The organism is Arthrobacter sp. Soil_N43 (assembly GCF_057655195.1).
In genome coordinates, this window is the sequence record NZ_JBDGML010000071.1 from 1 (window position 1) to 23,801 (window position 23,801).

General features: G+C 64.1%; 17 protein-coding genes and 2 pseudogenes. 16 read left to right on the forward strand and 3 right to left on the reverse strand.

All coding sequences use genetic code 11. The features are described 5' to 3' along the window. The 3 genes from AC3A3W_RS07090 to nagA all read left to right on the forward strand — a co-directional run. The coding region (locus tag AC3A3W_RS07090; protein WP_487441463.1) for an N-acetylglucosamine kinase at nt 1-882 on the forward strand (882 nt) is incomplete at its 5' end. A 74-nt stretch (nt 883-956) separates the two neighbouring features. After that, nucleotides 957-2,045, forward strand: coding sequence for an SIS domain-containing protein (locus AC3A3W_RS07095; protein WP_487441465.1), 1,089 nt, complete (start codon nt 957-959; stop codon nt 2,043-2,045). Continuing rightward, the gene (gene nagA, locus AC3A3W_RS07100; protein ID WP_487441466.1) at nt 2,042-3,190 is read left to right on the forward strand and encodes an N-acetylglucosamine-6-phosphate deacetylase; all 1,149 of its coding nucleotides are present in this window, start codon (nt 2,042-2,044) and stop codon (nt 3,188-3,190) included. Before AC3A3W_RS07095 ends, nagA begins: the two co-directional genes overlap by 4 nt. A gap of 52 nt (nt 3,191-3,242) precedes the next feature. On the opposite strand, the gene AC3A3W_RS07105 is transcribed toward nagA, so the two are convergent. Then, entirely contained in the window at nt 3,243-3,566 is a 324-nt protein-coding gene (locus tag AC3A3W_RS07105) for a PepSY domain-containing protein (RefSeq protein ID WP_487441467.1), read from the reverse strand. Nucleotides 3,567-3,789: 223 nt separating this feature from the next. Here AC3A3W_RS07105 and AC3A3W_RS07110 point away from each other — a divergent pair, with 223 nt between their 5' ends. Then, a complete protein-coding gene (locus AC3A3W_RS07110) occupies nt 3,790-5,355 on the forward strand; it encodes a glycoside hydrolase family 32 protein (protein WP_487441468.1) in 1,566 nt (521 codons plus the stop codon). A gap of 48 nt (nt 5,356-5,403) precedes the next feature. Here AC3A3W_RS07110 and AC3A3W_RS07115 read toward each other — a convergent pair. Continuing rightward, nucleotides 5,404-5,819: pseudogene (locus AC3A3W_RS07115) on the reverse strand (recombinase family protein). A 413-nt stretch (nt 5,820-6,232) separates the two neighbouring features. On the opposite strand from AC3A3W_RS07115, the gene AC3A3W_RS07120 reads away from it, so the two are divergent. The 8 genes and pseudogenes from AC3A3W_RS07120 to AC3A3W_RS07155 all read left to right on the forward strand — a co-directional run bounded on the left by AC3A3W_RS07120 (nt 6,233) and on the right by AC3A3W_RS07155 (nt 17,331). Further along, on the forward strand, nt 6,233-8,104 hold the full coding sequence (locus AC3A3W_RS07120) for a helix-turn-helix domain-containing protein (protein WP_487441470.1): 1,872 nt from the start codon (nt 6,233-6,235) through the stop codon (nt 8,102-8,104). 151 nt (nt 8,105-8,255) lie between these two features. Next, nucleotides 8,256-9,506 carry an iron-containing alcohol dehydrogenase gene (locus AC3A3W_RS07125; RefSeq protein ID WP_487441472.1) on the forward strand — a complete coding sequence of 417 codons (1,251 nt, stop codon included), beginning with the start codon at nt 8,256-8,258 and terminating at the stop codon, nt 9,504-9,506. A 47-nt stretch (nt 9,507-9,553) separates the two neighbouring features. Next, nucleotides 9,554-11,029: an NAD-dependent succinate-semialdehyde dehydrogenase gene (locus AC3A3W_RS07130; protein ID WP_487441474.1), complete on the forward strand. Its 1,476-nt coding sequence runs from the start codon at nt 9,554-9,556 to the stop codon at nt 11,027-11,029. 64 nt (nt 11,030-11,093) lie between these two features. Continuing rightward, entirely contained in the window at nt 11,094-12,473 is a 1,380-nt protein-coding gene (locus AC3A3W_RS07135) for an MFS transporter (protein WP_487441476.1), read from the forward strand. A gap of 107 nt (nt 12,474-12,580) precedes the next feature. Next, nucleotides 12,581-12,932: pseudogene (locus tag AC3A3W_RS07140) on the forward strand (helix-turn-helix domain-containing protein); the annotation flags it as partial. Nucleotides 12,933-13,654: 722 nt separating this feature from the next. Then, complete coding sequence (locus AC3A3W_RS07145) at nt 13,655-15,352, forward strand: amidohydrolase (protein ID WP_487441478.1); 1,698 nt, start codon at nt 13,655-13,657, stop codon at nt 15,350-15,352. Between the two features lie 107 nt (nt 15,353-15,459). After that, on the forward strand, nt 15,460-16,644 hold the full coding sequence (locus tag AC3A3W_RS07150; protein ID WP_487441480.1) for an MFS transporter: 1,185 nt from the start codon (nt 15,460-15,462) through the stop codon (nt 16,642-16,644). Between the two features lie 345 nt (nt 16,645-16,989). After that, a complete protein-coding gene (locus AC3A3W_RS07155; protein ID WP_487441482.1) occupies nt 16,990-17,331 on the forward strand; it encodes a hypothetical protein in 342 nt (113 codons plus the stop codon). An 870-nt stretch (nt 17,332-18,201) separates the two neighbouring features. Here AC3A3W_RS07155 and AC3A3W_RS07160 read toward each other — a convergent pair. After that, on the reverse strand, nt 18,202-18,906 hold the full coding sequence (locus AC3A3W_RS07160; protein WP_487441484.1) for an SOS response-associated peptidase: 705 nt from the start codon (nt 18,904-18,906) through the stop codon (nt 18,202-18,204). Between the two features lie 218 nt (nt 18,907-19,124). On the opposite strand from AC3A3W_RS07160, the gene AC3A3W_RS07165 reads away from it, so the two are divergent. The 4 genes from AC3A3W_RS07165 to AC3A3W_RS07180 all read left to right on the forward strand — a co-directional run bounded on the left by AC3A3W_RS07165 (nt 19,125) and on the right by AC3A3W_RS07180 (nt 23,787). Then, complete coding sequence (locus AC3A3W_RS07165) at nt 19,125-20,561, forward strand: glycoside hydrolase (RefSeq protein ID WP_487441486.1); 1,437 nt, start codon at nt 19,125-19,127, stop codon at nt 20,559-20,561. Nucleotides 20,562-20,625: 64 nt separating this feature from the next. Continuing rightward, nucleotides 20,626-21,960, forward strand: a complete 1,335-nt coding sequence (locus tag AC3A3W_RS07170; protein ID WP_487441488.1) for an ABC transporter substrate-binding protein — start codon at nt 20,626-20,628, stop codon at nt 21,958-21,960. Nucleotides 21,961-22,003: 43 nt separating this feature from the next. Then, entirely contained in the window at nt 22,004-22,885 is an 882-nt protein-coding gene (locus AC3A3W_RS07175; protein WP_205654908.1) for a carbohydrate ABC transporter permease, read from the forward strand. Continuing rightward, nucleotides 22,882-23,787, forward strand: coding sequence for a carbohydrate ABC transporter permease (locus tag AC3A3W_RS07180; protein WP_487441490.1), 906 nt, complete (start codon nt 22,882-22,884; stop codon nt 23,785-23,787). Before AC3A3W_RS07175 ends, AC3A3W_RS07180 begins: the two co-directional genes overlap by 4 nt. The last annotated feature ends 14 nt before the right edge of the window (nt 23,788-23,801 follow it).

Genomic DNA, 23,801 nt, shown 5'->3' on the forward strand with positions numbered 1-23,801 from the left:
GGTGAGGAGGCGGCGGCCGCCGCCCTGGCCGACCTCGCCGCGCGGCTGGGGACCCGCGACGGGGCGGGCCACGGGATCCAGGCGGTCTGCGCCGGGGCGGCAGGGGCGGACACCCCGGACAGCAGGGAACGGCTCGCCGGCCTGCTGTCACGGACCTTCCCCGGAGCCCTGATCCAGGTAGTCCACGACACGCGCATCATCCTCGCCGCCGGCGGTCTGGAGACCGGCACCGTCCTCATCTCGGGCACCGGCTCCGTGGCCTGGGCACTGGGACCGGACGGCCGCGAAGCCAGGGCCGGCGGCTGGGGCTACCTGCTGGGTGACGAAGGCAGCGGCTACGCCATCACCCGCAGCGCAGTATGCAACGCCCTCGCCGAATACGACCGCGGCGTGGACCCCGGGCCGTTGTCCGCGGGCATCCTGGAACGGACCGGGGTCTCCAAACCGCCGGAACTCCTGGACGTCTTCTACAGCAACCCGGAACGGCGCTATTGGGCCAGCCTGGCCGGAACGGTGTTCGGCCAAGCAGCCCGGGGAGACGCCGCCAGCCTCGCGATCGCCGAGGACGCCGCGCAGCAGCTGGCATCCTTGGCCGCCGCGGTCAACCACCGGCTGGGCACGCTTCCCAAGGCGGCTGCTCCGGGGACCACTGCTTCGGGAACCACAGCTCCGCCCGTCCTGCTGGCCGGCGGGATGCTCGTCAACCAACCCGGGCTGGCGCGCCGCGTCAGCGAACTGCTGGCAGCACGTGGCCTGACGGACGTCCGGGTGCTGGACCGGGATCCCGCCTGGGGCGCGGTGAAGCTGGCCCGCGACATGGCCGCACCCTCCACCCAACCAGCATCGCACCACCCGCAGCGGCCCGTTCCGTTCCCGGCCTAACCGGCTTCCGGCCTCATTCCAGCCATTCCGCTCATTCCGCTCATTCCGCCAAGCATCACGCCCCAAGGAGACACATGACCACCCCGCTGAACACCCCCACACCCCTCGCCAGTGCCACCGCCACGGCCACCGAGCTGCCGGGATCGCTGATGGCCGCCGAAATCCTTGAGCAGCCCGAGGCACTCGCCCGGCAGCTGGGCCAGGGGCAGGCCGCAATCCGGCGCCTGGCCGCTGAGCTCCGCGGCTCGGACATCCGCTATGTCCTGCTGGCGGCCCGTGGCACCAGCGACCACGCCGCCCTGTACGCGAAGTACCTCATCGAGACGGTCCTCGGGCTGCCCGCGGGGCTGGCGTCGCCGTCGAGCCTTACCGTCTACGGCGCGGAACCCAGGATGAACGGAGTCCTCTGGCTGGCGGTCAGCCAGTCGGGCGGATCCCCGGACCTGGTGGACTCCACCGCGGCGGCAGCCCGGGCCGGCGCCGTCACCGTTGCGGTGACCAATGCTCCGTCATCGCCGCTGGCCGCGGCCGCCCGGCACCATGTGGACATCCTGGCGGGACCGGAACGCGCCGTCGCCGCCACGAAGAGCTACACGTCCCAGCTGCTCGCGCTGTGGCTGCTCATCGACGCCTGGGCCGGCGGCGACGGCACCGACGCATCGGTCCTGCCGCGTCACGCGGCGGATGTCCTGGCCCGGCCGGAGATACTGGAGGTTGCGAACCGCTACCGGTTCGTGAACCACATCATCACCACCGGGCGAGGTTTCTCCTACCCCTCGGCACGAGAGGCTGCTTTGAAACTGATGGAGACGTCCTACCTGGCCGCCCATGCGTTCTCGGGGGCAGACCTCCTGCACGGACCGTTCGCCATGATTGACGAAGACCGGCCCGTCATCGCCATTGCATCGCAGGGTGCCGGCGGCCGGGCCCTGCAGCCCGTGCTGGAAAGGCTGGCGGAGCGCGGCGCGGACGTTTGCCTGGTGGGCGACCCCGCCTTAGCCCGGCCGCTGAACCATGCGGTGCCCCTGCCGCAGGTTCCTGAGCAGCTCGCGCCGATCCTTGAGATCCTGCCCCTGCAGCGCCTCGCCCACGCCATGGCCGCCGCCCGCCACCGCGATCCCGATGCGCCCCGTGGCCTGCGCAAGATCACGGAAACCTGGTGAGTACGACGCTCATTTCCGCCGCCCGCGTCATCACGCCCGGCGCTGTCCTGGAGCCTGGCTGGGTGGAGACCCGGTCATCCCAGGTCAGCGCCGTGGGTGCCGGGGCCCCTCCGCGGGACCCTGACGTCAGCTTTCCGGAGGGGACGTTGGCGCCGGGCTTCATCGACGCCCACATCCACGGGGGCGGCGGCTTCAGCTTCAACGACGCGGATACGGCAGAGGCCGCGGCCAGGATCGCCGCCGTGCATCTGGAGCACGGCACCACTACGCTCATGGCCAGCCTGGTCACCGCGCCCTTGGAAGATCTTGAAGCCGCGGTGGAGGCATTGGCCGGCCTGGTCGAGGCCGGCGTGCTGACCGGGATCCATCTGGAAGGACCTTGGCTCAGCCCGTCCCACCGCGGCGCACACACCAAGGAGCTGCTGCGGCTGCCCGATCCCGCCAGCATCGACCGGCTGATGCTGGCGGGCCGGGGGGCGGTAAAAATGGTCACGATCGCCCCGGAACTTGACGGCGGGCTTGCGGCCATCCGGCAGATCACCGGCTACGGCGCGGTCGCCGCCATCGGCCATACCGGCGCCGGCTACGACCTGGCCCGCGAGGCGATTGCCGCGGGGGCCACAGTGGGGACGCACGTGTTCAACGCCATGCGCCCCTTGCACCACCGGGAACCCGGGCCCGCCCTGGCGCTGCTGGAGGACCCGGACGTCTTCGCCGAGGTGATCGCCGACGGCGTGCACCTGCACCCGTCGCTGGTGCGCTTCATCGCGGGGAGCCCCGCCCGGGCTGTGTTCGTGACCGATGCGATGGCTGCCGCGTGCGCCAGCGAGGGAACATATCAGCTGGGCGGCCTGGAAGTCCGGGTGGCTGGCGGCGAGGCGCGCCTGGCCAGCAACGGCGCCATCGCCGGCAGCGTCCTGACCCTGGACGCGGCCGTGCGGCACGCGGTCAGGCAGGCGGGCATTCCGCTGGCGGACGCGGTCCGGGCGGCCACCCAGAATCCGGCGGACATGCTGGGGCTGGCGGACGTCGGCCGCCTCGAGCCTGGCTGGCGGGCGGATCTGGTGGTGCTTAATGAGGATCTGGACGTCGCAGCGACGATGAAATCCGGAGAATGGCTGGCTAAGCCGGTCAGGGCCAGCTAGCCCGGTCGGGCTCTTGGCCCGACCTCTTGACGCGAGCGGCGGCCAGCGCCCGTCAGTCGTCGGGGCTCTGGCTCAGGACCTGGAAGTCCTTGCCGACTGCGACTTCGACTTCCGAACCGTTGGCAAGCCGCAGCTCGACTTCGTAGGCGGAGTTCGGGTTCTCGTCCCGCTCAACTTCCGTCACCGTGCCCTGGCCCACCTTGGCCATGGCGGCCTGGACTGCCTTGTCACGGTCAGCCTGGATCAGCGGGCTCTGCGTGCCTCCGTCCGCGGTTCCCTCACTGTCGAAGGGGTTAACGGATGCCGCCGCAACGGTTGCGCCGCCGAGCGCCAGCACTGCCACTGCGGCTCCGATAATCCACGTTCTCTTGCGCATTGCAGATGCTCCTCTCGCAGTTTTTCCCAGTGTCCCCCCGATATTTGGCATCCGCAACGCTTAATTAGTTGATGCCAAGGGGCTGGAAAAGAAAGATCCGAGAGATCTGCTTAAACGCTTGATCGCGCTGACGCGGACGTCTATCTTTGGGTTGATAAAACGCTTAAGCAAGCGGACATCAAAGCCGATGCCGACAGCTACCAGCGCCTGAGGGGAAACAACCATGAGATCTGACATTTCGCGCCGCCGCGTCATGCAAGGCACCGGAGCAGGAGCACTCGCCCTGTTCATGAATAGCGCCATACCCTTCACAGCCGCCCACGGCCAGGGATCACTGCGCGCCGTATACCATATGACCCCGCCGTCCGGCTGGCTGTGCGACCCGCAGCGCCCTGTGTATGCCAACGGCGCCTACCACCTGTACTACCTGCACTCCGAGCAGAACAACGGCCCGGGCGGATGGGACCACGCGACAACCGCCGATGGCGTGGCCTTCACCCATCACGGAGTCGCACTGCCGCTCCAGCCAAACTTTCCCGTGTGGTCGGGCTCGGCGGTCGTGGACAGTGCAAACACTGCAGGCTTCGGCGCAGGTGCCATCGTGGCGCTTGCAACGCAGCCCACCGACAACATCCGCAGGTACCAGGAGCAGTACCTGTACTGGTCCACCGACGGTGGGTACACCTTTACGGCACTCCCCGATCCGGTGATCGTCAACACCGACGGAAGGACCGCGACGACACCGGCAGAGATCGAGAACGCGGAATGGTGTCGCGATCCCAAGGTCCACTGGGATGCGGCACGCAGCGAATGGGTGTGCGTCATCGGCCGGGCCCGCTACGCAGCCTTTTACACCTCGCAGAATTTGCGCGACTGGCAGCTGAAGCGCAACTTCGACTACCCGAATCACGCGCTGGGCGGGATCGAGTGCCCCGACCTTTTCCAAATGACCGCCAATGACGGCACGCCGCACTGGGTGCTCGGCGCAAGCATGGACGCCTACAGCGTCGGCCTGCCGATGACCTACGCATACTGGACCGGCATCTGGGATGGCGAGCAATTCATCGCTGACAACCTTGACCCCCAGTGGCTCGATTGGGGCTGGGACTGGTACGGGGCGGTGACCTGGCCGGCGGTCGACGCGCCGGACGAGCGACGGTACGCGGTCGCCTGGATGAATAACTGGAAGTACGCCGCCCGTGATGTTCCCACCGATGCATCCGATGGGTACAACGGTCAGAACTCGATCGTGCGGGAGCTGCGCCTGGAGGGCCAGCCAGGAGGCTGGTATAGCCTGCTCAGCACACCAATTGGGGCGCTCTCTAATTACGTCAGCTCGACAACCATCCTGCCCGATCGCACCGTGAACGGCAGCGCCGTACTGCCGTGGAGTGGCAGCGCCTACGAGCTCGAACTCGACATCTCGTGGGATGCCGCCGCGAACGTCGGGGTGTCGGTGGGTCGCTCGACCAACGGCACGCGCCACACGAACATCGGCAAGTACGGCGGCGAGGTGTATGTCGACCGCGCACCTTCGGACCAGGGCGGCTTCGCGCTCGCGCCGTACACCCGTGCGGCAGCGCCAATCGATGCCGCCGCACGCTCAGTGCACCTGCGTATTTTCGTCGACAAACAGAGCGTCGAAGTATTCGTCAATGCCGGGCACACCGTGCTCTCGCAGCAGGTGCACTTCGCAGACGGCGACACCGGGATCTCGTTGTACACCGACGGCGGCGCCGCGGACTTCTCCGGAATCACCATCCGTGAATTCGCAGCACCAGCCAGCTAACGCAGTTTCTGGTCATTGCCACAGCAACGGCGCATGCAGGGAGCGCGGTCACTCCAGCGAGGCGTGGCGCAGGTACTGGTAGACCGTCTCCCGCTGATCCCGTAATCACGGGCAAGGACCGCTTCCGGGACCCCACGGCCGGCGCGCAGGACCAGCTCATCCGCCCGTTCCGGCGTTAGGGTCTTTTCCGCCCCTTATAGGCGCCGCGCTGCTTGGCCAGGGCGATGCTTCCCTCTGGCGTTCCCTGATGAGGGAGCGTTCGAATTCGGCGAAGGCACCCATGACGGAGAGCATGGGGTTGGCCATGGGGGAATCCGCAGGTCATCGAGATTGCGGCAGAGACGGTCCATGCTGTGCACGACAACGGTGTCCCCTTCCCGGTCCAGGACCTGGCCATCGAGCTGACGTTTCGCGTCGTGGTCCAGCGAACTAACCCGCACGTACCCGATCCGCTGTCCAGCCATCGGCGCCTCCAACCCTCGACTGGAAGTGCCAGCAAAAGGGGCTGTGTCCTGCCTCCAGTTCGCGGCGTTTTCTCCCCAGATTTCGGAAGTCAGAACTCCTCAGCCAGCATCCGGTTCACGACGGGGATGTCCAGGAGGTCTGCCCGTACAAACTCCAGTTGGGACGGAGAAGGGGCGTGCCCTTGCTGTCCGGGCGTCACGTGTTAGAGTCTCGATCGCGCAAGTACTCGCACTGTGGGTACAGACCCTCGCCTCACGCCGGTACCGGGTGCGGGTTCCCCAAGGTTCGGAGGGCGTTGGCCGCTACCATGGCCCGTATGGATGCCCAAGAGAGTCCGCCGGTCCACACCGGTGCCGTTCCTCCTCCGGAGGGGACGACGCTGGGTCGGCTTTTGGCTCTCCTTGGTGAGGGCGTGTCTGCTGAGGGTTTGGAAACGCAACTGGCAGCCATGGAGGCGGAGAACCTGCTCGATCCGGCGACGGCAGCAGCGGCCCGCAGCCTCAATGCCAGGCTCCGGGAGGCCAGCCGGCGGGAGGGGCTGCTCCGGGTCCTGTACGACACGGCCACGGACCTCACCGGCATTCGTGATGTTGAGGCCGTTCTGAAAGCGATCGTCCGCAGAACCCGCTCGCTCATCGGCAGCGACATCGCGTATCTGAGCCTCAATGATTACGCTTCCGGGGAATCGTATATCCGGGTGACTGACGGTGCCGCAACGGCCCTGTTCCGGAATATCCGCATGCCCCTGGGCGAGGGCGTCCTCGGTGCCGTAGCCACCGGTGAAGCTCCTTCCCAATCTGCGGACTACCTGAGTGACCAGAGCAAATCTCACCTCGAGTCGAGTGATGCGGCGGTCGCGGCAGAAGGCGTCAAGGCCATCATGGGCGTTCCCTTGAGGGCCGAAGGCAGGGTCATCGGGGCGCTCCTCGTTGCGGACCGGCACGCGCACAACTTCAGCAGCGACGACGTCGCGCTCATGGAATCCATCGGCACCCACGCCGCTGTTGCGCTCGAGAACGCACGTCACTTCACCGAAATGGCCGATGCCCTGGCCCGGCTGGATCAGGCGCAGCGGCAGAATCTTGCCCATGTGAAGGCGTTGGAGGAGCTTTCTTCCCTCGATCAGCGGTTGATGGAAACCCTGGCGTCTGCCAACAGCCTGCCCAACCTCATGCTGCTTTTGGCCGGGTCCATGGACAGCGAAGTGTTCGTGGTTTCGCCTATGGGTGAGACCGTGGCAGGGCTCGGCGCAAACCCGGACTTCGGCCATCCCGCTGCGTTAAGCGCCGCGGAGCTCTCCGCCGCGCGGACGCTGCCCATCCCTTTCACGGTAAACGACCGGGAGTACACCGTTATGTCCGCGGTCGCCGGCGACCAGCACCTGGCCTCGCTGATCGTTGCCGGCCACATCAGCCAGGACCGGCTTGCAGTGCTGGAGCGTAGCGCCCTGGTCCTCAGTGCGGCGTTGCTCTTTGAAAGGACTTTCCAAGACGCGCAGTACCGGCTGCAGCTCGAACTCATAGACGAACTCCTGAATCCGCGCTCTGAGTATACGGAAGCACTGAAGCGGCGGGCCGGGAGATTCGGTCTCGCAGACAACATCCCGCTGGTGGTCAGGGTGGTGGGCGTTCGGGAGGACCAGCGTCAAAGGGCCTTGGCAGTGCTGAAACGGCATTCCCAGGACCACGCCGGGATCACTGCCCTCCACGAATCGCATCTGTGCGTCATCGAGCCACCGACCCTCCATGGCAGTAGTCCAAGCGGGGACGGGGGCCAGGACAACGGGCAGTCGATCGTCGCTGCCCTGAAGAACCAGCGCATGGAGGCCACCGTGGGCTCGTCACAGGCAGTGACAGGATTTTCCCGACTGGCGAGCGCCCACGCCGAGGCTCATGCCGTGCTGAGCGCACTGCAAGCGCTGTCCCGGAAGGGCGAGGCCGCCGACCAGGCTGCCCTGGGCACAGCCGGGATGCTGCTGGGCGCCATGGACAGCCCCTTTGCCACGCAACTGCTGGCGGCCCAGCTCGGACCCCTGCTCGACTATGACAGCCGCCGTGGAACGCAGCTCGTTCTCACCGCCTGGACCTTCCTGGAGAACGACGCGTCCGGCACGGCTGCGGCGGCTGCCCTGCACGTTCATCCCAACACGCTACGCCAGCGGCTGGAGCGCATCGATACTGTCCTCGGCGCTGGCTGGCGAAGGGGAGGCCGGTCCCTGGACATCCACGTGGCCCTGCGGCTCTGGCGCCTGCAGTCCGCCGGTATCGGCGGACACGACCACTGACCCAGACATGCATGGGTGTGGTCCAGACGAACATGTTCCCACCACGAATGTGGCAAAAACATCCATAGGCCACCTCGCACAGCTCTGGAACGATGAGATCTCAGGCACCTTTCAGGTAGCCCGAGATCCCCATCTTTAGGAGTCAGTCACAATGTCGTGTGCGCATGCAGCGGGCATCCGTCCCGCAACCTTCGGCGTCCTGCGGTTGCCGCGGAATATCGTGGTAGGGGCCCAGCAGCGTTTTGCCATCGCCGATATCGCAGCAGAGCTCGGTGACAGCGTCCTCATATGTACGGACCCCCGGCTTGCAGCCTCGGACGAGCTGCAAACCCTGGTCACGAGCCTTGAGAGCCGAAAGCTGTCCGTCCGGGTCTACGGGGAAACCCAGGCCGAGCTGCCCACCCCGGGCATCATTGCCTGCGTCGAAGAGCTCAAGGGCCAGGACATCGACGTCGTCATCGGCTTTGGTGGCGGCAGCTGCATGGACATGGCCAAAGTGGTCTCGGTGCTTCTGACCCACGGCGGCCAACCCAGCGACTACTATGGCGAATTCGCCGTACCCGGCCCTGTCAAGCCCGTCATCGCCCTGCCCACCACGGCGGGCACGGGGTCCGAAGCGACAGCCATTGCCGTGGTTTCCGACCCCGGGCTCGGCATGAAGATGGGTATCTCGAGCCCCCACATCATCCCATTCGCCTCCGTGTGCGACCCCGAACTGACCTACACCTGCCCGCCGCCGCTAACGGCGGCCACCGGCGCGGACACTTTCGTCCACCTGGTCGAGTCATTCACCGCCATCACCCGGGAACCGACCCGCACGCTCGCCAACGAGCGCGTGTTCGTGGGCAAGAATGTCCTGACGGACTCCCTGGCACTGGACGGGATCCGGCTCGTGGGCCGGAGCCTGGCTACCGCCTACAAGGATCCGGGCAACACCGATGCCCGGGCCGACATGATGCTGGCCGCGCTCTACGGTGGCATTGTGCTCAGCAACGCCGGGACGGCGGCGGCGCACGCCATCCAGTATCCCGTCGGCGCGTTGACGCACACTCCGCATGGCGTGGGCGTAGGCCTGCTGCTCCCCTACGTCGTCCGCCACAACTTCAGCGCCATTGAACCGCAGCTGGCGCAGGTTGCCGAAGCGCTGGGACGCGACATCAAGGGCTTGGACGTCCGCAGCGCTGCGATCAGCGGCGTGGAGGCCATTGACGAAGTCATCGCCGCCATCGAACTGCCCGCGACGCTTCAGGACCTCGGAGTGCAGGAGGGCGACCTTGGCCAGATTGCCAGGCTGTCGCTGAACTCCAAGCGGCTCATCGACAACAACCCGGTGCCGCTCGACCTTGAGTCCGTCACGTCCATCGTGAACGCCGCCTACGCCGGCGACCGCACTATTCGCTAAGACACTTCGCTGACGCATCATCACTTGATCAAGAACTGAGGATCACAATGACACTTCTCTCCGCCCAGGAACCGCTCGACATCGACGAGCTGGCGGTCCCCCGCCAGCTGCTCATCGCCGGAGGCTGGCGGGACGCCGCCGGCGGCCGCACGGTCGACGTCATCAATCCCTCCGATGGGACGGTAATCACGGCTATAGCGGACGCCGACGTCGAGGACGGTCTTGCAGCCGTCGATGCCGCCGCAGTGGCCTTTCCCGACTGGGCAGCGACGCCACCCCGGCGCCGCGCCGAAATACTCAGCCGCTGTTTTGACCTGATGATCGAACGCAGCGAACAGCTTGCCCACCTCATCTCCCTCGAGAACGGCAAGGCACTGCCGGATGCCCGCGGTGAGGTGGCGTACGCGGCCGAGTTTTTCCGCTGGTATGCGGAAGAGGCGGTCCGGATCATCGGCGACGTTTCCATCTCGCCGTCCGGCGCGAACCGCATCCTTGTCCAGCACCAGCCCATCGGTGTCTGCGTCCTGATCACCCCCTGGAACTTCCCCGCCGCCATGGCAACCCGCAAGCTGGCACCGGCGCTTGCCGCGGGCTGCACCGCCGTACTCAAGCCAGCCACCCTCACTCCCCTGACGTCACTGGCCATCGCCCAGCTCATGGTCGACGCAGGTGTCCCCGCCGGTGTCGTCAACGTGGTCACCACAAGCAAGACGGGCGACGTCATGTCGCCCATCCTCGCCGACCCACGCGTCCGCAAGCTGTCGTTCACCGGTTCCACCGGCGTCGGACGCCACCTGCTGCGCCAGGCCGCGGATAACGTCCTCAAGTGCTCCATGGAACTGGGCGGCAACGCTCCCTTCCTGGTGTTCGATGACGCTGACCTCGACAAGGCCATTGACGGCGTCATGATAGCCAAGATGCGCAACGGTGGCCAGGCCTGCACGGCGGCCAACAGGATCTACGTCCAGCGCGGAATCCAGGCGGAGTTCGCAAGCCGCTTGGCGGGCCGCATGTCAGCCCTGACAGTCGGGCCCGGCACAGATCCGTCCACCGAAGTGGGCCCGCTGGTGGACGAGGCAAGTGTCCTGAAAGTCGATGCCCTGGTACGCGATGCCCTCGACCAGGGTGCGCGCCTGCTCACCGGCGGGCAACTGCCGGAAGGGAACGGCTACTACTACCCGCCCACCGTGGTGACCAACGTGCCAATGCACGCGCGCATGGTCAGCGAGGAAATCTTCGGACCCGTGGCATCGGTCATCGGGTTCGATACCGAAGACGAAGTCATCGCCGCCGCCAACGACTCCGAGTATGGTCTCGCCGCGTATGTCTTCACCGAGGACCTCCGCCGCGGGCTGCGGGTATCCGAACGCATCGAAAGCGGAATGGTAGCCCTCAACCGTGGGCTCGTCTCAGACCCGGCAGCGCCGTTCGGCGGCGTGAAACAAAGCGGCCTCGGCCGTGAAGGCGCCCACCAGGGCCTGCTGGACTTCACCGAAACCAAATACATCGCCCTCGACTGGTGACTCGCCCGACGGCTGACACCCACGTATCCCTCAATCTCCGCCTGACCTTCGAAAGACAAAATCAATGACGATCTCTGCAGTAGAAACGCGAAACTCAAGCCGCGTGCCGTGGCGGGTATCCCTCGCCAGCTTCGCCGGTACCACCATCGAGTGGTACGACTACTACATCTTCGGGCTCCTCGCGGCAACCGGCGTTTTCAGCCGGCTGTATTTCCCGGACCAGGACCCCGCTACGGGTCTCCTACTGGCATTCCTGACCTACGCCGTCGGCTTCGTTGCCCGGCCCTTCGGCGGCATGTTCGCCGGCCACTACGGGGACAAGATCGGGCGCAAGCCGATGCTCGTCCTCTCGCTGCTCCTGATGGGTTTCGCCACCCTGGCCATGGGCCTTCTGCCGACGTACGCGCAGATCGGTGTCTGGGCCCCCATCCTGCTCACCGTCCTGCGGCTTATGCAGGGCTTCGGTGCTGGCGCCGAATGGGCAGGCGCCGCCATCATCTCCACGGAACACGCCCCGGAAGGACGCCGCGGATTCTTCGGCAGCTTCACCCAGATGGGCGTCCCGGCCGGCATGCTGTTCGCCAACGCCTCAGTGCTGGCCGTGAAGGCTGCAGTTCCTGCCGACGTCTTCGACGCCTGGGCCTGGCGCGTTCCCTTCCTGCTCAGCGTCCTGCTGATCGTCGTGGGCCTGGTGGTCCGGGCGAAGCTCGAGGACTCCGAGGACTTCAAGGACCTCGTAGCCAAGAAGCAAACGGCCCACAACCCGCTCGGCGAAGCCCTCAAGAAGGAAACCAAGGGCGTCTGGCTGGTCGTCGGCATGCGCCTCGCTGAGAACTCGGCCTTCTACCTGTACACCACCTTCTCGGTTGTCTACATCATGCGGACGTTCGGTGCCGAGCGTGCGAACCAGGGCTCTATGTCCGTGCTGATTGCCTCCGCCATCGGCGTCATCGCGGTGCCGCTGTGGGCTGCATTGTCGGACCGTATCGGCCGGAAGCCGCTGTACCTGTTCGGCTCCATCGGCGGTCTGCTGTTCTTCCCGCTCTACTTCGTCATGACCGACACCGGAAGCGCCCTGCTGGCAACCCTGGCCATCATCATCGGCCTCGCGGTCTTCCATAACTCGATGTACGGCCCCCAAGCCGCATTCTTCAGTGAACTGTTTTCCACGAAGCTCCGCTACAGCGGCGCCTCCATGGGTTACCAGTTCGGATCCGTTCTGGCCGGCGGCATCGCACCGCTGGTCGCGGTGGCCCTGCTCAACGCGGGCAACGGCGAACCGGGCTGGGTGATCCTGTACTTCAGCATCATCGGCGTCATCACAGTCGCCTCGGCGATCATGGCTCCGGAAACCGTCAAGCGCGTCCGCGGCCGCCTCGAAGCGGAGCAGCAGTCAGACTCTCTCAGCTCTGAGAGCACACCTGACAGGGCCCGCGTAAACTAGGCGTCGTTGGGCTCGAAGGCCGAAATGCCGGTGTCATCCGCAGAGCATTCCGCGGATGACACCGGCATTTCCTTTTGGACAGCCGATCGGTACCTGCGAGTGAGCACGACCCGCGTGCCTTAGTCCAAAACCTCACCCGCGAGGGCGTGCGGGTGGAGTTCGTCAAGGAGCAGCTGGTCTTCACCGGGGAGGACTCCCCATGGCCAACCTCATGCTCCGTGATGGGTGCCTTCGCCGAGTTCGAGCGCTCCCTAATCCAAAGAACGGCAGCGCCAAGGGATCGACCTAGCCAAGCAGCGCGGCGCCTACAAAGGTCGGAAAAAGACCCTCACCCCGGAACGGGCGGCCGAGCTGGTGCAGCGAGCGGCCAACGGAATCCCCAAATCCGCCCTCGCCAACGACTACGGCATCAGCCGAGAAACGGTGTACCAGTACCTGCGCCAAGCTCAGCTGACGTGACGCCCTCCCCTGGCCAGCGCGTTACTCGCGGCGGCGGCCCGTGCCACGATGGGGCCGAGCCTCGACACATCAGCGCACTACCTCTTCGATCCACCTTTTTCGGATTGCCTCTCGACACCATTACTAAGTGTGCTTAGCATTGAGGCTCGATCAGTTGCTCTTCGCGTACAGACCGGCAGGCGGGATTCTTTCGGACAGCCTGCGGTCTGCAAGCCTTTGGCCTTCCAACCCCTTCGGCTGGACTTCACGGGCCATAATCCCTATCCCCCAGACTCCTCGCTGGCAGCTTTGTGGCCAGATTTCTCGCCGAATACTTGCTGCACCAAGTTACCCGGGAACGCCCGAACACCACAGTTACCGGCGGAGCACTCACGGCTATCGGCGCTCCGTAGTTCCAGAAGCGGCCATGGCCGCACCTCGCCGTCTTGCAAGCGGCTGCTTGCCAGACGAGACTTCGACCCTTGATAAATTGGGGTACACCCCAACCTGACGTCGCTAGGTGGACCAAGGGCTTGTGATTTTCCGTTCGAAATGACGGTTTAGCAGCTTGATTGCAGGTTTTCGGGTCGTTGGTGGTGCCACGTCAGGGGTTAGGACGGTGGTGAGCCATCTCTCAGGATTGGCTTGCAGGAATCTGCAAGAGCTGTGCACGGAGAGTCAACGTCAAGGAACTCCCCACACCCTAGTGTTGTGCCATCAACTCAGCGTTAGGGACTGATGCTATGAACAACCAGGCTGATCTTCTTTTGATCAACGGGGTTATCGACACACTGGACCATGCACATTCGCGTGTGGCCTCACTGGCGGTCAAGACCGGCAAGGTGCACTCCTTTGGTGCGGCCGCTGAGGCCAGCGCCGGTCCGGGGACTACCGTCATCGACCTTGGCGGTGGCTACGTGATGCCGGGCCTGCTGGATGTGCACAACCACCACATGATTGCTGGCCAAATGGACTTGTTCGAACTGAACGAGCCGCCCACCAGGACACTCGATGAGCTGCTGAGCGCCGTCGCGGACCAGACAAAACGTCTGGCGCAGGATGAGTGGGTGGTCGGCGGAAGCTGGGGTTCGGGGCTCCTGGCCGAATTGAACTCCGCAAGCGCTCTTGCCCGCTTTGATGCCGCCACGGGTGGACGGCCGGCGCTGCTGAAGGATGACAGCAAGCACAACCGGTGGGCTAACTCCCGTGCGCTGGAACTGGCCGGCATCAGCGATGGCACACCCGACCCCGAAGGCGGTCAAATCATGCGGGACGCATCAGGCCGCGTCACGGGTGTCCTGATCGAGGCCGGAGGCGTCTTGGTGGAACAGACCTTGACCCGGCTACGGCCAACGTCAACAAAGGTTCTGGCGCGAGCGGCAGCGCGCGGAATCGAGATTCTCCACTCCTACGGGGTGACAGGATTCCAGGACGCCGCCGCCTCCCTCCAGCTAATGCAGGCACTGAAGGAACTCGACGACGCCGGGAACCTGCACGCCTGGGTGGTTACCTCCATGCAGGCCAACGACTTCATCTTCGGCACCAATCCGCTGGGCGAGGGCATCATTGAGCACCGGGACGGGTTGCGGTCCGAACACCACCGCCCGGATTTCATCAAGATCTTCCTGGACGGCGTACCCCCGGCAGGAACGGCCGCCTTCATCGAGCCCTACCTTTCAGGCGTCGGCTTCCCCGAGTGTCACTGCGGTGGCACCACCATGCCCCCGGCGGAACTCGAGCGGTGGCTGATGAGCACGGCTGAACGCGGCATCTCCGCCAAAATCCACTGCACCGGAGACGCGTCGGTCCGGCTCGTGCTGGATACCGTAGGTAAAGTCCGGCGTGCCGGCTATACGGAACCGAAATACCACATCGCTCACGGCCAGTTCGTCCACGACCAGGACATCGAACGTTTCGCCGAGCTGGACGTCACCGCCGACATCTCCCCCTCCCTGTGGTTTCCCGGAGTCATCTCCGAAGCCATCGCCACAGTACTTCCCGCCGACAGGGCCTCAAAGATGCAGCCCAACCGGTCCCTGCTCGACACCGGCGCCCGCATCGCCGGAGGCTCGGACTGGCCGGTCAGCGTATCCCCCAACGCTTGGGAAGGCATTTACGGGCTCGTCACCCGCAAGGACCCGAGCGGAAAATTCCCAGGTACCCTCTGGCCCGAGCAGGCCATCACCCTCCCGGAAGCCATCAGGATCTACACCACCAATTGCGCCGAAGCCATGGGCGTGGATGACGTCACAGGATCTCTGTCACCAGGAAAATCCGCAGATTTCATTCTCCTGAGCGACAATCCGCACGAAATTGATGTCGAGGACATTCCTCACATAACGACGCACCAGACCTGGTTCGCCGGCCGCAAAGTCTTCGACGCAAAGCATTCGGAACACGCCACGGGCGCATCCGGACGACTGGCCCCGCAGCGGGCCTGACCGCTTCGTCTGTCCCAGCTCTGAGGCTTGCGGCCCGCAGGCATCATCACCTCCTCCCCTCTGACGGCGGCACCGTGCCGCTTCGTCCTGCCCGAAAGAACATGACCATGACCACTGCCGTAAAAGCCTCTCCAGGGGTTACCGCCTCCGACAGGGGAACGTACACCTATATCGCCGTTTTCAGCGCCGTCCTTTACACCGTGCTGCTGATCGCCCCCGTGATCGCCGGCAAACTCATCCAACAGTTCGCCCTAACCCCGGTCCAGGTCGGGACCCTCTTTTCGCTGGAACTTGGCGCCTTCAGCCTGGCAACAGTGCCGGCTTATCTGTGGCTGCGCCGGATGAACCTGAGAACAGCCAGCTACCTATTCACTGCCGTCGTCATCGCGGGGAACGTCGTTTCCGGTCTATTGGACGATTTCGGACTCCTCATCGTCGCCCGCGTGGTGACCAGCCTCGCAGCCGGCTCTATCACCGTGATCATCCTGACCCTCAGCGGAAAGACATCGAACCCCAGCCGCGCATTCGGCATTTTCGTCGTCTTCCAATTGGCCGTGGGAGCACTGATTTTGGCCGTCTTCCCGTCATTGTTCGCCGGCGCAGGAGTCGCAGCGATCTACTGGACCCTCGCCGGTCTGGCCGTCTTGTGCCTCCTCGTGGTCAACCGGATCGACGGGGAAGTGCTCCGAACATCGTCGCCGGCGGCAACATCGGTGCCGTCGCGGGTTCCGCTCTTCAAGGCAGCAGCGGGAATGGCCGCAGTCTTGCTGTTCTACGTCGCTCTGAGCGGTGTCTGGTCATTCATGGCCCAGATCTCCGCGGGCTCCGGAATCGACCTTTCCGCCAGCAGCCTCATCCTTTCCCTAGCCACCGTCGCCGGGATCCTGTCAGCCCTCACGGCAACGGCCCTCGGGGACACTCCCCGGCGGAGGATCTACCTCATCGCCGGCTATGCAGGCATGGCGCTCAGTATCGGACTGCTCTTTGGCTCACCGGCCTTCGTTCGCTTCGCCGTCGCCGCAGTAATCTTCAAGTTCGCTTGGACTTTCATCCTGCCCTACCTGCTGTCCACACTGTCCGACCTCTCAAACGGCGGACACCTCATGAACACCACTAATCTGATGATCGGCAGCGGCTTCTCCATCGGTCCGATCGTCAGCGGAGCACTGATCCAATCGGGTGCCGGTTCATTCACCGGCATGCTCGCCTTCGCCCTGACCGGCGTTCTTGCATCCGGTGCGTTCGTCATGGTCGCACAGCGCAGAAACGTAGCCCCCGCCCCTGAAGGGTGATGTCCCGCGGAGGAGACGGCAGCCTCCGTCCCTCCCGTTCGGACGTCCGAAGACGTGTCTCAGGGTACGGTCGCCTTCACTCCAAACCAGCCGAGCTGTTCAAAGGATTCTCTGAACCGGGCAATTTTTGTCAGAACCCAGCGCCGGGTCCCAGGGGCAGGTACATGCAGTTAGCGCCGGGGCTGTTCCTGCTTCGGTAGTGTTGCTCGCGCCCGTTGGTCGGCCATCCCAGTACTCATACCCATTTTGTGGGTTGGTCGTGTTCGATTCGATCTATCAGACATCGCCCCCCTCTGAGCCTCGGCTCAAGGGGGGCGATTTTCATTGTGCGACAAACGGTGAAGCGTGGAGTATACGAAGGATTTCAAAGAGCGCGGAGAGCTGCTTCAACAGCTCGAAGCCCGTGGCCTCGCGATTCCTGACCGTGCCGCGGCGCTCGACTTCCTTACTCGCGAGGTGCGTTTGCGGGCTGCCATCACTCACACGTTTGCTGCGAAAAACGGGACTTCCTCTTACATGCTGCTGTGCGCACAACAGCACGACATTTTTTGGGCCTTCGCGGTCTATGCAGCGGTCCTTTCCCTTATCAGCATTTGGCTCTACCGGCTTGCCGCCAGGAAAGGGCAAGTGCATATCGGAAACCGACCAAATAAAACTTTCCTGGTTGTGCTGCCCCTATATTCATAACGGGGCAGGATCCCAGTGCTCCCCTTGGGCCAACGGAGGGCCTCAAACTACTTGTGTCGGGGTGGGCGGCTAAAGCTCCCACCCCGACCCGCATCCTGGATGGCCGTGGAATCTAGGCCTGCCCTACCCGTGTCATCAACACGGTCAGGACGACATTCCAAGTTAAATCGGGTACTGGGCACCCAACCATCTGGCGCATCTTGTACGCATTACATCTCAGGCTGCCATCCCTCACCAGTCTGGATGGGGGCTATGCTTCGGGGTTCATCGCCGGATCCTGCTCCTAGCCTGGTTGGGTCATCGCAGATCCCACCAGCCTGTCAATATCGGCTTCAAAGAGGATTGCCTTGCCAATTGACGTTTGCCGGATTTGCCATAGGCCAGCGGCGGCACCGACGTCGCGGACACCGTCCACGATATCGCGTTGGCAGACTGAAGACCGACTAATGCTTTTCTCTTCAATTGCACGGTTGAAGCACCCCAACCTGACGTCAGCACGTAGCCGGCGTTCTGTCAGAATAAGGCCCCGATGCTGCTTTTCTGACGATAGCTCAAGAGAATCTCAGACCCCAACCTGACAGTACCGATCTGTCCCCGCGCGCCACTGATGGACTCGCCCTTGTCTCGGGTTAACGTCTTTCAACCCGCAAGTTGAAGACGATCGGGAGCAGATCCAGCCACCTCTCCCCTGTAGTGCCGTCAGCCGAGCTGGAGGAGAGCTGATCGATATAGGAGGCCGCGCCCAGCAGCTGCCTGTGTTTCAGGAACTGGCGATCCCGTCGATGTCGGGGACCTGCGCATGCCTGGCATCTTCGGAGAAGCGGAACATCAGGGCGTTCGGGAAGGCGACAGCGCCCTCGAAGACGTTGCTCATGCGGCCGGCTCGACGAGTTCGGGACCGTTGTTGCGGACGCTGTTCACCCGGTCGCTGACGATTCGAGGGGTCAGGACCGGTTCCGGGACGGCTTGGAGGAGCTGCTGAACGTCTGCCTTATCGGTAGTGCCCGGGTCCAGCCAGTCGCCGTACATGTCCGGCGGGATGATGACCGGACACCGTTCGTGGACATGGCCCAGGGAGTCGTGGGCTGTTGTGGTGAGGACCGTGCAGCTAAGCAGCCACCGGCCAGGGTCATCCTTCGGCAGGGCCGGGTCCGCCCAGAACTCGTAGAGGCCGGCGAAAGCGAGCAGATCATCCGTCTCGGAGTAGAGGTAGTTCGGGATCTTCTTTCCGTCCTCGGTCTTCTGCCATTCGTAGTAGCCCTCTGCGGGGATCAGTGCGCGGCGCTTCACGGCAGCCTTCCGGAATGACGGTTTCTCCAGGATGGATTCGCTCCGGGCGTTGATCAGTTTTGAGCCGATTCTGAGGTCCTTGGCCCAGGATGGGACCAGGCCCCAGCGGGCGATGAGCAGGTGCCGGTCGATAGACCCCTCGTTCAGCCGCTCAGCAATGATCGGGACGTCCTGCGTGGGCGCCACGTTCCAGCTTGGCGGCGGCGGGCTGCCCTCCACCTCCTTCGCATCAAAATAGGAGAGAAGGTCGCTCGTTGCCCTGGACATCACGTATCTCCCGCACATAGGGCCATTCTGCCCCACCGCCGATGTGTAGCCCCAGGTGCGGTCCACGTGGACACCTGATGCGTTCTCTGGAACTCAGCCGGCGGCGTGGGCGCTCCGCCACACTGTAATGCTGCCCAGAAAAGAATGCACCGGAAGTTGCTAAAACGCTTGATCAAAGTGCGGATTGGCGCTAGGTTACAGGTGATCAAACGCTTTAGCAGAATGGATCGACGCCGATGAATCGCTCAGTCTTCTTTCAGCCCTCCGATGGATGGGTTGGAGATCTTATCCCCTTCGAGAAGGACGGGGAGTTCTGGCTCTTCTACCTTCACGAGGTCCGGGCAGACCCAAAGCCGGGAACCTCGTGGAACCTTGTCACCACCAAAGACCTCACGCAGTTTGAGGACCAGGGCGTTTCCCTCAAGCACGGAAGCGAAACGGACCTGGACTTCAACGCCTACACGGGCAGCGTCGTCGTCGATGAAACAGGCGTCCAGCATCTGTTCTACACGGGCCAAAACCCGCGCAACCTCGGACCGGACGGTGCGCCCCTTCAGCTAGTCATGCACGCCACGAGCACGGACGGAATGCAGACCTGGGTGAAGCACCCGGAACTCACCTTCGGCGCCCCGGACGGCTACGAGTCCGGCGACTGGCGGGATCCGTTCGTCTTCCGGGACGAGGCCGCGGGACAGTGGCGGATGCTGCTGGCGGCCCGGCACTCCGACGGGCCGGAACGTCGGCGCGGTGTCATAGCCCAGTGCGTCTCCAGTGACTTGGTGACCTGGCAGCACACCGAACCGTTCTGGGATCCACGCCGCTACATCACCCATGAATGCCCGGATGTCTTCTCTTGGGGCGGCTGGTGGTACATGGTCTACTCGGAGTTCTCCGAATCCTTCACGACCCGGTACCGCATGGCCAAGAGCCCCGACGGCCCATGGCGCGTACCGACCCTGGACAGCGTCGACGGTCGCGCTTTCTACGCCTCCAAGACCGCGGAGCGCGACGGTCGCCGCTTCTTTTTCGGATGGATCGCCAGCAAGGAAGGCAATGCCGACGACGGGCCCTGGCAGTGGGCCGGCACGATGTCCGTCCTGGAAGCACGGCAAAACCCCGACGGAACCCTGGGGTTCGCCTTCGCCGACGAACTCGTGGACAGCTTCTGGGAGGACGTCCCGGTGTCCCTGACAAACGAGCTGCCGATGCGGCTGGACGTTCCGGACGGGTACGCCGCCGTCGTCTCGGACGAAGAGCTGCCCAGCCAGTTCTACGCCGCGGCAGTCCTGGACATCGGACCCGACACCACTGAATGCGGGCTGTTGCTGCGCTCAAGCCAGGACGGGGACCGGTCCTACGTTCTGCGCCTGGAACCGAAGCGCGGCCGCATGGTGTTCGACCGGTGGCCGAGGAAGGTCACCGGCGACGCGCAATGGCACGTCTCAGGGGACATTCCGTTCGACATCGAACTGGAACGCCCCTGCGACCTGACTCCGGGAGAGCACACTCTCGAACTCGTCGTTGACGGTGACCTGTGCGTCGCCGTTCTGGATCGGCAGGTCACTCTCAGCACCAGGATCTACGACTTGCCGGCGGGGCGGATCGGCGTTTTCACCGGCGAAGGGTCCGCAGTCCTTACCGAACTCCAGATACGTCAGCGCACCGACAACTAAATACCCCGCACCATTTTTCATACCCCGCACCATTTTTCGGCTCAAATCAAAGGAGATTGTCCCCATGAAGAAGTTATTCCGAACAGCCGCCGTCGCCATGGCCGCAGCCCTCGCCCTCGCGGGATGCGGCAGCGGAGGAGCCACTGACCCTTCCAACGTCAGCCCCACAGGGGAGGTCAAACCCCGTGAAATTTCGTGGCTGCTGTCCCGGCCGGCCGACGGCGCTGTCATCAACATCATGAAGAAACTCGCGGACGATTACGCCAAGGACCACCCGGGCTTCTCGCTGAACCTGATCACCACCCCGGACCGGCCCTCCTACATCCAGAAGCTTGAGACCCTCGCCGCCGCGAACAAGCTTCCCGAGCTCTTCGACACCGACGCCACGCCGTTTGCCCAGCAGCTGGCCAAGCAGGGCAAGATGGTCGACGCCGAAAAGCTGCTGAAGTCCCTGGATGTCTACGACGACTACCGACCCAGCGCATTGGACTACCAGCGCTTCGACGACGGCTCCCTGCACATGATTCCGTTCCAGTTCGAGCTGGAATTCATCTGGTACAACAAGGCCCTGCTGCAGAAGGCCGGCGTGTCCGTTCCGAAGTCCCTCGACGACATTCCCGCCATGTGCACCGCCCTGCGCGCAGCCGGTATCACGCCCATCGCCATCGACGGCCAGGACCAGTGGCCCCTGGAGCGGTATGTCGCCTATCAGCCGTTCCGTGAAGCCGGGCCAGAGTTCATCCAGAAGCTCAAGAAGGGCGAAGCGAAGTTCGCTGACCCCGCAGGCCAGAAGACCGTCGAATGGCTGGCTTCGCTCGGCAAGGCCAAGTGCTTCCAGGATGGATTCTCCTCACAGGGCTACTCCGACGCCCAGAACCAGTTCACGTCGGGGCAGGCAGCGATGTACAACATCGGCACCTGGGAACTGCCCAGCCTGGCAACTGACAAGCTGAACCCGACAGTGCGGGCTGACATCGACTTCCTCACCCTGCCCACCACCGAGGGATCCGTCACCGCGGCAAATGAGTTCGTCTCCCCTTCAGGCATTGGCATGGCCGTCAACGCCAAGACGTACGACCCGCTCGTGAGCGACTTCCTGAAGTTTGCCCTGGCGAAATACCCGTCCGAGTACGCAGCCACCGGTGCGCTTTCGCCGACTACAAACGTTGAGACGGCCGTTCCGGCCAACGCAACCCCGCTGTACAAGAAGGCTCTTGAAATGGCCAACGACCTCGGGGACAAGCAGGCCATGCCGTGGGACACCCAGCTCGACCCGACCACCAACGGCAGGCTGCAGCAGGAACTCGTGCTCCTCGTCCAGGGCAACATCACGCCCGAACAGTTCACCACCACGATGGACAGCACCATCGCGCAGAACGCCCCGAAGTTCTTCAAGTAATCACAGCGGTGGGGGCTACGGCCCCCACCCGAAAGGCCCAGCCATGCTCCCCAACAGGTCACGACTCTCAGTCCTGGTCTTCCTGCTCCCACCCTTGCTGCTTTACGGCATCGCCGTCCTCTTCCCCATCATGCAGTCGCTGTTCCTGAGCTTCTTTTCCTGGAACGGCATCAGCGACATGGAGTTCGTGGGTCTCGCCAACTACGTACGGATGCTTACCGCAGACGACATCTTCTGGCGCTCGTTCTTCAACGCCCTCGGCTACCTCGCGATCTGCCTGGTGCTGCAGCTCGGCGGCGCCCTGCTCGTCGCCAGCCTCCTCACCTCAATGCGGCGCGGCCGCGAGCTGATTAAGACCCTCTACCTCCTGCCGGCTGTGATCTCCACGGTAGCCATTGCGTTCCTCTTCGTGCGGATCTACTCGATCGAACCGGTGGGCCTCCTCAACCAGCTCCTGCACTGGATCGGCCTCGGCGCCCTGGAACGCCCCTGGCTCTCTGACATCAACACCGTGCTCGCCGCGGTATCCGCGCCGGAAGGATGGCGGTTCACGGGCCTCTACATGCTCATCATCTACGCGGCACTGCTGTCCGTTCCAAAGGAGCTGGAGGAAGCGGCCCGGCTCGACGGCGCCTCGCGGTGGCAACTGTTCACCAAGATCCGCTTTCCCCACATCATGCCTGTCTGGATCACCACCACCATCATGGCAACAACCTACGGCCTACGCGGATTCGACATTCCCTACCTGATGACGAACGGTGGCCCCGGACAGTCCTCGGAGCTGCTGACCACGTACATGTACAAGACGGCATTCACGAGCACCGACTTCGGATACGCCAGCACCATCGCCGTATTCATCGTCGTCGAATGCCTCGTCGCCGTAGGACTCATCCTCTTCATGCTCAAACGAAAGGCGGACGCATGACCGCGCCAGCAGCCCCGATGACACGGCCCACCACCGCTTTGCCCGACAGCCCGCCTCCTGTCCGCAGGCGGCGCCAGCCCAACCTTTACAGCACTCTGTCGCGGGTGCTGATTGCCCTCATCGTCATCGTGCAGGTCTACCCCCTGGCCTGGCTGTTCATCACCAGCCTGCGCACCGAGCACGACTTCGCAACCGGGGACCCCTTCGCCCTGCCCACCTCGCTCACGTGGGAGAACTACGCCCGCGCTTTCGAGACCGGCGACCTGGGGATGAACATCCTCAACAGCTTCATCGTCACCATGGGCGCGAACTTCCTGATCGTGCTCCTGGGCATGATGGCCGCCTACGCGCTCCAGGTGCTGGGCTTCCGCTTCAGCAAGTTCGTCCGCGGACTGTTCCTGATCGGCATCATCGTGCCCGTCCAGATCGCACTCGTACCGCTCTTCATCGACTACTCCACGATCAACCTGCTCGACACCTACCCGTCGATGATCATCCCGCTGGCCGGCTTCGCCCTTCCGATGTCGATCTACCTCTTTTCCTCGTTCTTTGAGTACATCCCCCGGGAAACGTACGAGGCGGCCTCCCTGGACGGAGCCGGACCGTACCGCATCTTCGGACTCATCACCCTCCCCCTCTCGGTAAACACAGTCGTGACGGTTGTTCTGGTCAACAGCATCTTCATCTGGAACGACTTCATCTTCGCCAACACCTTCGTCCTCTCCGAGGGGCTGAAGACCATTCCGCTGGGCCTGCAGAACTACATCGGGGCGATGGGAAAGACCGACTGGACGGCCACGTTCGCCGCCGTCTGTGTCACTATCACCCCGCTGCTGCTGGTCTTCCTCGTGCTCAACAAGGCCATGATCCAAGGCCTGGAAAGCGGGGCGACTAAGGGATGACAGCCATATCGGGC

Excerpts from the sequence above, each read along its gene's own strand:
- AC3A3W_RS07125 (WP_487441472.1), top strand. The coding sequence starts at position 8,256 with ATGTCGTGTGCGCATGCAGCGGGCATCCGTCCCGCAACCTTCGGCGTC.
- AC3A3W_RS07095 (WP_487441465.1), top strand. The coding sequence starts at position 957 with ATGACCACCCCGCTGAACACCCCCACACCCCTCGCCAGTGCCACCGCC.
- AC3A3W_RS07175 (WP_205654908.1), top strand. The coding sequence starts at position 22,004 with ATGCTCCCCAACAGGTCACGACTCTCAGTCCTGGTCTTCCTGCTCCCA.
- AC3A3W_RS07105 (WP_487441467.1), bottom strand. The coding sequence starts at position 3,566 with ATGCGCAAGAGAACGTGGATTATCGGAGCCGCAGTGGCAGTGCTGGCG.
- AC3A3W_RS07170 (WP_487441488.1), top strand. The coding sequence starts at position 20,626 with ATGAAGAAGTTATTCCGAACAGCCGCCGTCGCCATGGCCGCAGCCCTC.
- AC3A3W_RS07135 (WP_487441476.1), top strand. The coding sequence starts at position 11,094 with ATGACGATCTCTGCAGTAGAAACGCGAAACTCAAGCCGCGTGCCGTGG.
- AC3A3W_RS07160 (WP_487441484.1), bottom strand. The coding sequence starts at position 18,906 with ATGTGCGGGAGATACGTGATGTCCAGGGCAACGAGCGACCTTCTCTCC.
- AC3A3W_RS07130 (WP_487441474.1), top strand. The coding sequence starts at position 9,554 with ATGACACTTCTCTCCGCCCAGGAACCGCTCGACATCGACGAGCTGGCG.
- AC3A3W_RS07145 (WP_487441478.1), top strand. The coding sequence starts at position 13,655 with ATGAACAACCAGGCTGATCTTCTTTTGATCAACGGGGTTATCGACACA.
- AC3A3W_RS07150 (WP_487441480.1), top strand. The coding sequence starts at position 15,460 with ATGACCACTGCCGTAAAAGCCTCTCCAGGGGTTACCGCCTCCGACAGG.
- AC3A3W_RS07165 (WP_487441486.1), top strand. The coding sequence starts at position 19,125 with ATGAATCGCTCAGTCTTCTTTCAGCCCTCCGATGGATGGGTTGGAGAT.
- AC3A3W_RS07110 (WP_487441468.1), top strand. The coding sequence starts at position 3,790 with ATGAGATCTGACATTTCGCGCCGCCGCGTCATGCAAGGCACCGGAGCA.
- AC3A3W_RS07180 (WP_487441490.1), top strand. The coding sequence starts at position 22,882 with ATGACCGCGCCAGCAGCCCCGATGACACGGCCCACCACCGCTTTGCCC.